This is a genomic window from Bacillus sp. FSL R5-0447, from assembly GCF_038606125.1.
In the GTDB taxonomy this organism is placed as follows: domain Bacteria; phylum Bacillota; class Bacilli; order Bacillales; family Bacillaceae; genus Bacillus; species Bacillus velezensis.
In genome coordinates, this window is sequence record NZ_CP152012.1 from 1,555,608 (window position 1) to 1,571,368 (window position 15,761).

Consider the following 15,761-nt stretch of genomic DNA (forward strand, 5'->3'; position numbering starts at 1 on the left):
TATCATTTTGCGGCAGTGCCATTTGTAAAGGGGATGAAGATTTTTATGAAAGAAGCCCGTCATATTAGAAAAAAAGTACTTTCTGACATAGAAAGCGGCATCATTTCTTTGGAAGAAGGAGTAAAGCGGATACAGCAGCTTGGTTCTCATTCCGCAGGGGGTAACGGACAGGCGATATATTATCAGACGGTCTGGCAGCGGACAGATCTCAGCATTCATGTAAAAGGCGGCCGACGTGAGGGCAGCCTTTTATTATTTGATAAAAATGAAGATGTGAGTAAAGAACTTGCTGCATTGCATGATACAAGGGTTATCTTGGTTAAGCCGGGGAAAGAGTTTCGAAAAACCGGGGACGGTGTATTTGAAATCGACCCCCGCTCTGAAAGAGATTACATAAACCTGTTAGGATGGCTTATAGAAGAAGAGAAGTCAGATATACGGGAAGCGGTGCATTTGTGGTCAGACATGCCGTTTGAAAAGACAGAGAGAGCGATTCGTGAACAATGCGACAGCGGAGTCTATTCTTTGTTTTTACTACAACAGGCGCTCTTCAAAAATAACTGCCGCAAACCGATCAAACTGTTATATGGATATTTTTCGCATCTTTCTGGAGAACAGCCTCTTTACGCGGCGGCAAGCGGATTTTTGCGGACATTGCAGCTGGAAAATCCGTTAATCTCAGCAAAAAGCATTGAGATGGAGCAGTCAATAGCAGCTGTTCACGCAGCTGATATCATACGCAATGAGCTGAGTGATTTCCAGCCTTCAGATGTAGAGATTCGTTATAAAGACATGCAGCGTTATGTCAAACAGCTCAAAACGTATGAACCCGAAAAAAATTCCCGAAGCGGAGATGTGCCGCTGAGAGAAAATGGAGTATATATTATCGCGGGCGGCGCGGGCGGATTAGGATTTACCTTTGCGGAATATTTGGCTTTTCAAACAAAATGCTGCCTTGTTTTAACGGGGAGATCTCCGCTTTCAGATCATATAAGAAAACAGCTGAGACGATTAGAGGATGCCGGTTCGTCAGCTGTTTATGTTCAGGCTGATATTACCAATAAGGAAGAAGCCGAATATGTAGTCAAAACAGCCAAAACTTCTTATGGAAAAGTAAACGGGGTCATTCAGGGCGCGGGAATCATCCGTGACTCTTTCCTTCTTAACAAGTCACGAGAGGAATTCGATCAGGTAATCAGACCGAAAGTATTGGGTACGATGTGGCTGAATGATGCTGTTGAGAAAGAAAATCCTGACTTTTTCATTTGCTTCTCCTCTACTTCCGCAGTGTTGGGAAATGTCGGGCAATCTGATTACGCGTTCGGAAACAGTTATATGGATCATTTCATGAATATGCGTTCTGCCCAGGATTCTGATACGATTTCTCTCTCTCTGAACTGGCCGCTGTGGAAAGAAGTCGGCATGCAAGTGGATGAGCGCACGGTAGAGACAATGAAAAAGGCGGGTTTTTATCCTTTAGAAAAAGAGGAAGGTAAAGAAGCGTTTGCAGTCGCATTGTCCTCCGGTTTTTCGCAATTTACTGTATTTTACGGAGATGAGCAAATTGACAATCATGTTCAGCAATTATATGAACGAAAAGACAATATTCAGGCAGATGAAGGAACAGGGAGAAATATCGAATCATTTGATTCAGAGAAACTGAAAGCTGAAACATCTGATTTCATCATAAAAGTGATTGCTGCAGAATTCAGGATGCCTGCGGACAAAATAGATGCAGAAGAGGCATTGGAAAAATACGGACTTGATTCCGTTATGATTATCAATATGACGAATGAGCTTGAAAAACATTTCGGCGCGCTCTCAAAAACGCTGTTATTCGAATATCAGACTGCGGCAGAATTGTCACAGTATTTCGTTGAGGAGCACAGGGATACTCTTCTTCATAAACTCCGGTTAGGAGAAAACGGGAGCAGCACCCCATCTCAGAAGAAAAAAGATCATGAACAGACAGCCGAAGTTAACGGGAAACAGAAAATCCAGATGAAAAATCAGGTGCAGCAGGAGAAGTATCATGACAATGATATCGCGATTATCGGTATCAGCGGACGTTACCCGATGGCAAATGATCTTGATACTCTGTGGGAAAACTTATTGAACGGTAAAGACTGTATAACTGAGATACCTGAGGATCGGTGGGATTCGGGGCTGCACTATCAGCCTGCGGCGGGCGACGAAGTAAAAAACCAAAGCAAATGGGGGGGATTTATTGACGATGTGTATCATTTTGATCCGTTGTTCTTTAATATTTCTCCTGCCGAAGCTGAATTAATTGATCCGCAGGAGAGACTGTTTTTAGAGACGGTTTGGCACACCATAGAAGATGCGGGGTACGCAAAGAAAACGCTTGAACGAAAAAACGTCGGTGTTTTTGCAGGGGTTATGTACGGCCACTATCAGCTGTACAGCGTTGGTCACGAAGCGGCCGTTTCTTCCTCATATGCATCAATCGCCAACCGGGTATCGTACTTCTTTAATTTCAGCGGACCAAGTATTGCTTTGGACACGATGTGTTCCTCATCATTAACGGCTGTTCATTTTGCCTGTGAAAGTTTAATCAGGAATGAATGTGAAATTGCAATTGCAGGAGGCGTCAATTTATCCATTCATCCTCATAAATATGAACTCCTGACTCAAGGCGGATTTTTATCCAGTGATGGCCGGTGCAGAAGCTTCGGTTCCGGAGGAGACGGCTATGTGCCGGGAGAAGGGACAGGTGCCGTGCTGCTGAAACCTGTAAAAAAGGCTATTGCGGACGGTGATCAGATTTATTCAGTTATTAAGGCAACAGCCATCAACCACGGTGCTAAGACGAATGGGTATACCGTGCCGAATCCCAAAGCTCAAAGTGAGGTCATTACGAGAGCCTTAAAAAAAGGATTTATTGATCCAAAAAGCATCAGCTATATAGAAGCTCACGGAACAGGCACCGCCTTAGGAGATCCGATTGAAATCACCGGTCTGACCAGAGCATTTTCAGATGCCGAACGCGATAAGAAAACATGCGCGATCGGATCGATTAAATCAAATATCGGACATCTTGAGGCTGCTGCAGGCATAGCGGGCATTACGAAAGTTATTCTTCAAATGAAACATAAAACGATTGTTCCGTCACTGACTCATTCTGCTGAATTGAATGAAAATATACCGTTTCAAAAAACACCTTTTTATGTACCGGACAGTGCCGAAAAATGGGAGTCATCCGTTCCCAGGCGTGCCGGAATCAGTTCTTTCGGGGCAGGAGGAGCTAATGCCCATGTTATTTTAGAAGAATTTGCGGATGAAGCTATCTCTCCTCTCGCGGCTGAAGAACCTGAACAGCTTTTATTTGTTTTTTCTGCAAAAAATGCCGACAGGCTGGCAGAATATGCAAAACGCGCAAAAGAACATATAGCAGCCAGAGATTATCCATTAGAAACACTTAGAAATACAGCATTTACTTTACAAACCGGCAGAGAAGAAATGCCGCACAGATTGGCTGTTATCGCCTCCACAAGAGATGAATTGCTTAAAAGACTGACAGATTATATTCTCGGAAACGCGACGGATCATATTTTTACAAGCGGCAAAGACACAACAGAAGCTCAAAGGATGAATAAAACTGAGATTGAAGAAGCAGCCGCAAACAGGGATCTTGTGAAGATTGCTGAATACTGGGTTGGCGGTAACGGGATAGATTGGCCGTCACTTTATAAAGATGCCACTCTGAGACGGGTATCAGCACCCGGATATCCATTTGCCAAAGAGCTGTGCAGAATAGATGCGCAAAATATGGTTAGCCGCCGGATGAACGTTAATAACGATCTGCACCCTTACATTTCATGCAATATATCTGATTTTAAAGCACAGAAGTTTCTTATCAATGTAAGCGATACCGGTTTGTATATAAAAACAAAGTATCAAGACAAGGAAATGTTTCCGTTTCTCAGCCAGATTGAAATGGCGAGAGCTGCCGGAGCGATGGCTTCAGGGAATCCGATTATTAAATTAACAGAGCTCTCCTTTAGAGAACCGATGTTACAAAGCGGAAGCAATGAGCAGATCCGGATTGTATTAACCCCGGATAATCAGGGTGCATCGTATTCTATAGAAAAACAGAGCGACTCATCCATTTATTCCTCAGGGCGGCTCGAATTAGAAGGCGGGGCGTACGAGAACGGAAATATTCATCTTGAGCCGATTCTGTCTCAGCGCGCAGACCGCATACCGTATGAAGCGTTTTATCAGCGGCTTGCCGAATTCGGATACAGCTGCAGTGACAGTCTGAAAGCGGCAGAGCAATGCGTCAGCAGGAACGGACAGGTGCTTTTAAAAATAAAAGCAAAGGCCGGGCCGAAAGGGTGCATAATCAAACCGGAAGTGATTGAGAGCGTATATCAAGCCGTCATATACCTTGCGGGGGAAAATGCCGGAGAGCTCCCGGAAAACATTAAAGAATGTACGATTTTTGATCATGAGACTGAACCCGTTTATGTATATGCAGAACAAACTGGAGAAAGCGATTCGGCTTATGATGTGTATGTATTAGACAATGCCGGCGGGATTTTGATGGAACTGAGCGGGCTGGTTTTTGGCGAAAAGCCTAATAAAAATGTACGTTTTTATGAGCATAAGTGGGATCAAAAAAACCCTCTGATTGAAAAGAAAGATAGGGAGCCAAAAACAATTCTGGTCTTTGCAAAAGCTGAAGCATTGGCTGGGGCTCTGAAAAATCAATCAGACAGCCGTGTCATTCTCGTCACGCCGGATCAGCGGCAGACCGATCAAAATCTGCTGACATTCTGTGTAAACCCGGAAGTGACATCAGATTACATTCGTTTATTCGAAGAACTGGATAAAAAAGGGTTTTCTCCTGATGTCATCTTGCACACGGGAGAAACATTTTACGCGGGTGACCACCTTCTCAGCGGCCTGGAATCAATTTTTTATTTATTAAAAGCCCTGAGCGCCCGCAGTGACGCCTCTCTTTATCTTCATTCTCTGCTTCTTGTTCACTCTTTTAAAGAAGGCGTGAATGATCCGTATACGGGCGCTCTTGCAGGCTGTTTAAAAACGGCGAATATGTTGGTGCCATCCGCAGAAAATGTGAAGTCAATCGGTTTTTCAGAACGTATATCAATTGAAAAAATGGCTGAATTTTGTCTTAACGAAATGGTTTCAGGCATGGAACGGCAGGCGGAAGAAGTTAAATATATAAATGACAAGAGGTTTGTTAAGACATTAAAGGAGTATGTATTCAATCATACAGAGCACTCTCATCAGCTGAAACAGGAAGGGATTTACCTCATAACGGGCGGTTTGGGCGGTCTGGGCCTGATTTTCGCAAAATATTTGGCCTCTCAATATCAAGCAAAATTAGTATTGACGGGAAGGTCACCGTTAACTGCTGATAAACGCCATAACATGGACCGGCTGCAGGCGCTTGGAGGAGATGCGGTATATTATCAAGCTGATGCCGCAGATCAAAAGACGATGGGACGGGTCATAGAAGAAACGAAACGGACTTGGGGCTCCATTCAAGGCGTTATTCATTCAGCTGGTCATGCCGATGATCGGTTATTTACAGAGATGAATCTGGATGATTTTTCAGATGGCATGACTGCTAAAATTGAAGGCACGGTATGTTTAGATGAATTAACGAAAGATGAGCCGCTTGATTTCTTTATCGTATTTTCTTCTATTTCTTCGGTCTTCGGAGATTTTGGACAGGTTAACTATGCGTTGGGCAATTATTTTCAAGATCAATATATAAATTGGAGATCCGAACAGAGCCGCCGGCAAGAGAGACAAGGCAAGAGCATTTCGATTAACTGGCCGTTGTGGCGTAAAGGCGGAATGCATTTAAACAAAGAAGCTGAAGAAGCATATCTTTCCGCATCCGGGTTTGATTATTTGGAAACGGAAGAAGGGATAGCGGCTTTTGAGACGATTTTGGCAAGTGACTGCCCGCAAATTTCGGTTGTTACCGGGGATGCCGAAACGACACCAGCAAGAAAAGATCTGCCGCATCAAAAAGTAAATACGCTTCCGGTTCGTCAAGAGGAAATTTCTTATACAGCACCGGCTTATACAGACAATGTCCTGGAAGAACTGAAGCAAATGGTGTCGGAATTATTGAAAATTAACATTGAACAGCTGGATACGGCAGAGAATTTCGGCAATCTCGGCTTTGATTCTATCAGTTTGAAAACATTAGCTGTCCGACTGAATAAAAAATACAAGCTTAAGCTGACACCTGCCGTTTTCTTTACTTACAGCCATATAAAGTCTCTTTCAGAATTTCTAAACAGTGAACTGCGTACTGTTGCAAAAGGGAATACAGATGCAGAAAAAAACATTTCTGAAAAAAGGAAAGTAGTGCACGCTGGGAAAACCACCGGGAAAACCGTGAAGCCGCCGCGAAGTTTTCCGTTTGAAAAAAAGACAACAAGACAGGCTGACCATCATCCGGAGAAGCAGCCGGTTGCCATTATCGGGATGAGTTGTGTTTTTCCGGGATCAAAAAATGCAGATGAGTTTTGGATCAATTTAATCAATGAAAAAGATTTGATTCAGGAAATTCCCCCGGATCGCTGGGATTGGAAAAAATACGCCGAAGGCAAAGGAAACAGCGAAGTACATTCGAAATGGGGCGGCTTTATCACAGATGCCGATAAATTCGATGAGGCGTTTTTCAATATTAATCCGCGGGAAGCAGAACTCATGGATCCTCAGCACAGAATTTATTTGCAGGAAACCTGGAAAGCGATAGAAGATGCGGGTTACAAAGCTTCAAAGCTGTCTGGCAAAAATATCGGGGTGTTTACGGGCATTCAATTTAATGATTACCGCCAGCTGCTGATGAGGCATTCGGACGGGGCGCATGCGTTTGCGGGAACTGGAAACAGCCAGGCGCTCATCAGCAATCGTGTATCCCACTATTTTAATTTCAGAGGTCCGAGTGAGTCCATTGATACAGCCTGCTCAAGCAGTCTTGTAGCAATCCACAGAGCTGTGCGCTCGATTCAAAATGGTGAAAGTGAGCTGGCGGTAGCAGGCGGGGTTTCGCTGCTTTTAGATCCAGTCACGCATATGTATACTGATAAACTCGGTATTTTGTCTAGAGACGGCCGGTGTAAGACATTTGATAAACTTGCCGACGGTTATGTCCGCGGTGAAGGTGCAGCTGTTCTGTTATTGAAACCATTGCAAGCGGCAATGAATGACAGAGACAATATTTACGGAGTTCTGAGAGGAACCGGAGCAAATCACGGAGGAAGATCTGCTTCATTGACCGCTCCGAACCCGGAAGCTCAGGCAGAACTGTTAACGTCTGTTTACAAAAATGCCGATATTCCTGTTGATACGATATCTTACATTGAAGCACACGGAACCGGGACAGAACTGGGAGATCCGATTGAGATTGAAGGCTTGAAAAAAGCGTTTGGATCTTTTGAGCCGCATCCAGGAAAGAATCATGATCAATATTGCGGCATCGGTTCAGTAAAAACGAATATCGGTCATTTAGAGCCCGCCTCTGGAATGCCGGGGCTGATTAAAGTATTACTATCCATGAAGTATAAAACACTGCCTGCCACACTACATGTCAATGAACTGAACCCTTACATTCAATTAAGCGGAACACCGTTTCATATTGTCAATAAAACTATGAAGTGGGCCAGATTAAAAGATCGAAAAGGAAATGAAATTCCGCGCCGCGCCGGAGTCAGTTCCTTTGGATTCGGCGGGGCAAATGCTCATGTCATCGTGGAAGAATTCGAATACGGACAAGATAAAGCAGTAACTGGCGAGCGGGAACAAATCATTGTTCTATCGGCCAAAACAAAGGAAAGACTGATGGTTAAAGCCAAAGAGTTAACAACGTTTTTACATGAAGAACTATCAGTTCAATTCAGTCAGCAAGAGGTGCAGGAACGTGATTTGCAAGAGGCGGTTCGGGAAGCGGCAGCGGGTATCCTGCGTTTAAATACCGCAGATATAGATGCAAAGACACCTCTTTCGGAATTCGGATTTGATCCGTTGGCTTATTCCGAATTAATCTCTTTTATAAACCAAATGTACGGCACAGAAATATCACTTGACATATTTCAGGAATTAAAGACACTGAGCGAGCTGTGCCGCTATATCAGCAGCATTCGGAATCGATCAGCTGATAAACCGCATAACGGCAATTTTAGAGAAAAGTCCGGAATCGGTCTTGAAGAAATAGCATATACACTGCAAACCGGAAGGGAACCATTTGAATGCCGCCTTGCGATCACTTGCTCGAATACCGGAGATCTTCTTGAAAAATTAAACGGTTACATCCAGGGGAGCAGGCTGCAAGGTGTTTATGAAGGAAATGTAACGGATTTTGATAGTCTGCACGCTCCTTTATTCGGCGGCCCCGAAGGTCATGCATATGTTCAATCACTGATTCAGCAAAACAAGCCGGCCAAACTGGCTCAGTTGTGGACGATCGGTTGTGAAATCAGCTGGGAAGACTTGTATGAGGAGGAACTCAAACCGGTTAAACTGTCTCTTCCTCTCTATCCTTTCAGCAAGAACAGACATTGGATTCATTTAAATAAAGATGAAGCGCAGAAGGCTGAGGCTTTCTCGAACACTGAGCTTCACAACTCAAATAAAGATACAGCAGATGGAGAAATCATGTCGCTTCTTGAAAAAGCACAAACAGGTGAGATGAATACGAAAGAGACGTCAGAGCTGATAGAGGAGTTGCTTTTCCATGAATGAAAAAACGATGCAAATTGAGCAAATCGTGAAAAAGGTGAAAGAATGCAGCCTGACACCTGAAGAAGGGCTGGAATTAATTAAGAGCTTGGGGAAAACCCATCTATATGAAATGGTATGGGATAGATATGAATTTAAAGGCAGTAAAAAATTCCCGCATACGAAAGAGCCAATTTTATTTTTTGGCGAAGACGACAGCATGTATACCGTAATGAAGAGACAGCTTGAAGGTTATGAGGCGCCTTTCATTTACGTGACTTCCGGCGAGCGTTTCGAAGATTGCCGGAACGGTCGTTTTACAATGAACTTTGCAAAAGATGAGGATTATGATGCGTTATGCGGGGTTCTGCGTTCTCAAAATATAAGACCCCGCCATATTATTCATTTTTTAGCTGCCGGGCTCTTCAAAAATACAGAAGATGCAATGAGAAAGCAGCTCAATAAAAGTCTGTATTCCTTGTTTCAAATGTTTCAGGCCTTCATGGCGAACAAACTTTGTCCGAAAGCAGAAATTTTGTATCTGTATGAAAATGCCGAGGGCGAGGTTCAGCCGATTTATAACGCGGTTGAAAGTTTTCTTAAGACCGTACAGGCCGAAAATCCGAATTTCACATGTAAGGCTGCAGAGCTGAAATCAATGTTTGACGAGCCGTTTACAAAGCAGCATATTGCAGATGTCATCTCTTTTGAATGGAACAATCAATGTAAAACGGACCACTTTACCTGCTATGAGCCGAGGCATTATTATAAAAGGCAGCTTCAAAAAGTAAAAAAAGAAGATGGGGAGAAACATAGTTTCAGTGTAAAAAAGAACGGTGTGTATTTAATTACGGGAGGAGCCGGCGGTCTCGGGTATCTGTTTGCTGAATATCTGGCGAAACAGGCAGAAGTCAAGCTGATATTAACCGGGCGTTCCCCGGCCTCCCGTGAAACGGCGCAAAAATTATGCGCTCTTGAAAATCTCGGCGCTGAAGCCTTATATGTCCCGGCAGATATTTCAAATGAAAAAGAGACGAACGCTTTGATTAAGCACATTAAGCAGACATTCGGAGAATTAAACGGAATTTTGCACAGTGCCGGACTTGTTAAGGATGCATTTATCATAAAAAAAACGAAAGAAAGCATAGAAGAAGTTATAGCGCCTAAAGTATTCGGAACCGTTTGGCTGGATAAAGCAGCTGAAGAAGAGCCTCTAGATTTCTTCGTTATGTTTTCATCCCTTTCGGCCGTTCTGCCTAATGCGGGTCAAAGCGACTACGCCTTCGCTAACGGATGTATGGACGGATTCACCCAGTATCGAAGCATTAAGGGACGTCCCGGGAAAACACTTTCTATTAATTGGCCGTTATGGGATGCGGGCAATATGACAGTCGGGCCGGGAGAGCTGCAGGCTTTAAGACATGCAGGGCTGGAACTTTTATCCGCCCAAGCAGGGCTTGCCGCTTTTCAGGACAGTATGAGCCGCTCTGCTTCTCGGCTGGCTGTTATCAGCGGAGACAAAGATAGAATAAGTGAATTACTCTCAACTAATCATAAAGAAATAGAGACTGTGCCTGAAAACAACAGTAACCTGCCGCAATTACATGAAAAAGATCTGAAAAAGCAAACGGTCCGTCTTTTAACAGAGATCGTCGGAGCGGAAACGGGAAGACCGGCGGACAGTATTTTACCCGAGGATACGTTTGACCGTTACGGAATTGATTCTCTAACGATTTTAGGTCTTAACTCCCGTCTGGAAAAATATTTTGGAAGAGTGTCTAAGACTCTTTTCTTTGAATACAGCAGTGTTGAAGAGCTGTCAGAGTATTTTCTTGAACACTATCAGCATGAGTTGCAGAAGGCGTTTTTACCGGCAGCCGAACAGCGAATTGATCATTCGGCGCCGGCGAAACGGGAGAAGCTTTCCGTTTCCCGCACACCATCCGCACCTTCCGAGGAAGATATTGCGATTATCGGTATAGCCGGCCGCTACCCGATGGCGAAAGATGTGGAACAGTTTTGGGAAAATATTTCTTCCGGAAAAGATTGTATAACGGAAATACCGAAAGAGCGCTGGGATTTTCGGAAATATTATCACACAGGTGACAATGCCCGTCATGACAGCAAATGGGGAGGTTTTATAAAAGACGCTGATAAATTCGATCCGCTGTTCTTCTCAATTTCGCCCCGTGATGCCGAGTTAATTGATCCTCAGGAACGGTTATTTTTAGAGACAGCATGGCACACGTTTGAAGATGCGGGTTACACAAAGAAAAAGTTGAAACGGCATAAGACAGGTGTATTTGTCGGTGTCACCTACAGCCACTATCAGTTATTTGCAGCCGGTGCTTCAGATGATGAGGAACGTCAGGCGCTCTTGTCTTCTTATTCGTCTATCGCAAACCGGGTATCATATTTCTTTGATCTGCACGGGCCCAGCCTTGCAATTGATACAATGTGTTCTTCTTCACTTTGTGCTGTTCATTTTGCATGTGAAAGTATAAAAAGGGGAGAATCCACCCTCGCTATTGCCGGAGGAGTGAATTTATCCTTACACCCGGATAAATATACTTTGCTTTCACAAAATCATTTTGTTTCAAGCGATGGGCGTTGCAGAAGCTTTGGAGCGGGAGGAGACGGATATGTGCCGGGAGAAGGAGTCGGGGCCGTTCTTTTGAAATCGCTTTCTGCCGCGAAGGCTGACGGGGACAGGATTTACGGTGTGATTAAGGGAACATCTGTAAATCACGGCGGAAAAACAAACGGATACACTGTGCCAAATCCAGGCGAGCAGGCAAACGTCATCAGTGAAACTCTTGATAAGGCGGGGATTGATGCAGACAGCATAAGTTATATTGAAGCGCATGGCACCGGGACATCTTTGGGAGACCCGATTGAAATTTCAGGTTTAACCAAAGCTTTGCACAGCTCGAAAAGCGATTATCGTTGTGCAATTGGTTCGGTTAAGTCAAATATCGGACACCTAGAGGCTGCGGCGGGAATTGCTTCTATCACAAAAGTGCTGATGCAAATGAAGTATAAACAGCTTGCTCCTTCCCTTCATTCCGATAACTTAAATCCTAATATTGATTTTGAGGAAACACCGTTTTACGTGCAGTCTGAACTGACTGATTGGGAGACGCCGCAAAATCAAGCCAGAAGGTCAGGCATCAGTTCGTTCGGCGCTGGAGGATCTAATGCCCACATTATCATCGAAGAGTATAAGAATGAAGAAAAGATGGAAACGGTAAAGAGCAACAATACGCAAATTATTCTGCTTTCTGCCAAAAATGAAGAACGGCTCAGACTCTTGATTGATGCATATATAAATGAACTGGAGCCAAAAACGTCACTAGCTGATGCTGCATACACCTCGCAGACCGGGAGAAACGCTATGGAAGAGCGGCTCGCTGTTGAGGTTAGCAGCATTGACGACCTTCGCAATAAGCTGACGATGTATTTGCGGTCAGATCATAAGGTAAACGGTTTATATAGGGGAAAGTCCCGCCGAGGCGCTTGTCAAAAGAATGCCCTGTCAGCCGCCCACTTTAAAAGTGCAAGAGAAATGGCCATTCACTGGGTGAACGGAGGAGACGTTCAATGGGAAGAGATGTACACTGCGGAATTACCGAAGCTTGTCTCTCTTCCTGCTTATCCTTTTGAACGGAACAGATATTGGGTGCCTGTTGCAAAAGCTGCACAGAAACAGAAAAAAACAGGTGTACCGCAAAGTCTGCCCCATGCACCGATTGACTTATCATTTGATGTATTAAAAAAATCGTGGAAAAAACAAAAGGCTGCGCCTTCCGCTTTTACGAAAGGACAGGTGATGATCCTGGCTAATAGTGAAAGTGAGCGGCTTGCATTCGAATTGTTTGATTCAGATCCTCTCATTGAATCCGCTGTCATTTGTGCAGATAACTGGGATCATTCGGATGGGGAAGCCAAAAAAACGGCTCTAGCGGTCATAGAAGAAAATCCGGAAATCATCGGCATGATTGACCTGTCAGATTTGCGGAGTGATCAAAACGGGGCACGCACCGGCACAATCGGGAAGCTGACACTGCTGCAGGAAATCATAAAGACACGTAAACAGCTTTTCGTTTTACATGTGACCAGAGGGCTGCAGACATTTCTGAATGACAAGCCGTCGTTAGCCGGAGCCGAAACAGCCGGACTATATAAAATGCTGAGTGCGGAGTATCAAAAGATAAAATCAAAAACAATAGATGTAGACGGTCATGTCGGGACTGCGGCGGAATTGAGACAGGTAATCACAGATGAAGCTTACGCTGACGGGCTGTATAGTGAAATCTGCTACCGCAACGGTGAACGTTATATTCCATACGTCGAGAAATTACATGCAGCGGAAATAAACCGGAAACTATCCGGTCTGCCAGTATGCCGTACGGATCAAACCCTGGTTATTACAGGGGGAACAAGAGGGATCGGAGCAGAACTTGCCAGACATTATGCCGGCAAGGGAGTCAAAAAACTTGTGTTGATGGGAGTAACCGACCTTCCGGAATCTGATAAAATAGCCGGCTTGTTAAAAGACACCGATGAAAAGTCACCTCTTTATTCGAAATTACAACTGCTGCATGAGTTGGATCAAAAGGGAGTTCAGGTGGAAGTGTATTCCGGGCCGCTCACGGAAAAAGAAACATTACATCGCTTCTTTTCAGAGGTGAGGATGAAGTTCGGCAAAATCGGCGGGGTGATTCATTGCGCTGGTGCAGCCAATCATTCGAATCCGGCTTTTATTCATAAATCTGATCAAGAAATAAGAGAAGTATTTGAGCCAAAGGTACAGGGGATGCAGGTACTTCATGACATTTTTATTGATGACGAACTTGATTTCTTCATTTTGTTTTCATCTGTTGCGAGCGCCTTTCCTTTATTAGGCGCCGGAACAAGTGACTATGCCGCGGCGAACGCTTTTATGGATTACTTTGCGGCGTATCAGCATGCAGCCGGCAGAACATATTATCAATCAATTAACTGGCCGAGCTGGAAGGACATTGGGATGGGCGAGGTGACAAGTCCATCATATCAGGCACTTGGTTTACTTTCACATTCAACAGAAACAGGTATTGCCATGCTGGATGAAATGATGACGATAAACGGATACCCATGCCTTATACCGGCAAAGACACATCCGGAGAAATTCATGCTGCAGCAGCTGCTTCAGACAAGAATTCAAGCTGCTAAAAATAACCCGGATGCTGAGGAAAAAGTGATTTCTGGTCAGGGAGACAATGAAGCTATAATCAGGAAGTTAATGGAGATTTTTTCTGCGGAGCTGAAAATACCTTACGGGAATTTAGATCAGGATACGTCTTTTGCGGATTACGGAGTTGATTCAATCTTACTGGTTCAGCTTGTTAAAAAAGCGGAAGATGCATTTCAAATAAAAATTGAACCATCAGCTTTTCTGGAGTATCCGAGTTTTTCACAACTAGGCGTCTATTTAAACGAATTATTTGCAAGTGAGGGGATCAGTCCTCAAATTGACTCAGAAAACATTGAGGTTCGGAAAAAAGAGCAACATATAAATCAAAATGCTTCCGAAGTACGGGACAGCGGATCTCAAATACAACAAACCAGTCTGAACCAAATCGCTATTATCGGAATGGGCTGTGAGTTTCCGGATGCTCCGGACACAGAAACGTTCTGGACAAATTTGAAGAAAGGACAAAATAGTGTCCGCGAAGTCCCGGGGTCGCGATGGGATATTTCTTCATACTACTCTGACACCTATGAAAAGGGAAAAAGTATCAGTAAGTGGGGCGGATTTCTTCAAGATATTGAGTCTTTCGATCCCGCGTTTTTTAATATGAACAAAAGTGAGGCATCAGAGCTTGATCCGTTAATCAAAAAATGCCTTGAGGTCAGCGTCCAGACATTGAGAGACGGCGGCTATACAAAAGAAGAAGTATCAAACAAAGAAGTCGGCGTCTTCATCGGTTCGCGGACCGGGACGTTTATGTCCAAAATAGGTTCCCCTTCAAAAAATACGATCGTGGGTATAGGACAAAATTTCATAGGCGCGCATATCTCACACTTTTTTAATCTGAAAGGACCGAATCTGGTTGTAGACACGGCTTGTTCTTCTTCATTGGTCAGCGTCCATCTTGCTTGTCAAAGCCTGATGTCAAAAGAGTCAGATATGGCGATTGCGGGCGGAGTTGACATTTTGCTGGATCAAAAGCCTTACGTCATGCTGAGTGAGGCTCGGGCGCTTTCACCTGAAGGAAAATGTCATACATTTGATGAGAAGGCAGATGGATTTGTACCGGGAGAGGGATGCGGCGCAGTCCTTTTGAAAAGACTTGATGACGCCCTTGCCGAAGGTGACAGAATTTACGCGGTAATTGACTCATCCGCGGTTAATAATGACGGACAGACAATGGGAATGACAACACCTAATCCGAAAGCGCAAAGCGCAGTGATAAAAAAAGCCCTGAAAAAAGGCGGAATTGATGCAGATACTCTCAGTTATGTCGAGACGCATGGCACCGGCACGATGATAGGAGATCCGATTGAATTAAAAGCGCTGACTGAAGTGTTCCGGGAGGTTACGGAAGAAACGCAATTTTGCGGAGTAGGCAGCGTAAAAACGAATTTCGGACATTTAATGAGCGCAGCGGGGATAGCGAGTATTATAAAGGTTGCCTTATCCATAAAAAATCAGATGCTCCCGCCGACATTACATTGTAAAACGCCAAATCCGCGTTTTAAATTTGATCAATCGCCATTCTTTCCGAACACGTCTTTAAAAGAATGGCGTCCCAGAAAAGGGGTTTTGAGAGCCGGAATCAGTTCTTTTGGATTCGGGGGCACGAACGCACATATGATATTGAGCGACAGCCATCTCACATTAGGATATGGAGAGACAAAAAGACACCCGCTTTCTCCGGTTATATTCAATAAGGAGCAATGCTGGATTGACAATGGAGAAACTCCAGAAAAGGAAGAGTCAGAATTGCTGATTCCTTTACTTGATTTCAAAGAATTATAAAGAAAAGAAA

2 protein-coding genes are annotated in these 15,761 nt (G+C 44.2%); both read left to right on the forward strand.

The features are described from left to right. Window positions 1-45 precede the first annotated feature (45 nt). Window positions 46-8,754, forward strand: a complete 8,709-nt coding sequence (locus tag NYE68_RS08095) for a type I polyketide synthase (RefSeq protein WP_324635878.1) — start codon at window positions 46-48, stop codon at window positions 8,752-8,754. Next, entirely contained in the window at window positions 8,747-15,751 is a 7,005-nt protein-coding gene (locus NYE68_RS08100; protein ID WP_324635877.1) for an SDR family NAD(P)-dependent oxidoreductase, read from the forward strand. The genes NYE68_RS08095 and NYE68_RS08100 overlap by 8 nt, the downstream gene beginning before the upstream one ends. Window positions 15,752-15,761 lie beyond the last annotated feature (10 nt).

Coding starts and splice junctions, on each gene's coding strand:
- NYE68_RS08095 (WP_324635878.1), top strand. CDS start 46: ATGAAAGAAGCCCGTCATATTAGAAAAAAAGTACTTTCTGACATAGAA.
- NYE68_RS08100 (WP_324635877.1), top strand. CDS start 8,747: ATGAATGAAAAAACGATGCAAATTGAGCAAATCGTGAAAAAGGTGAAA.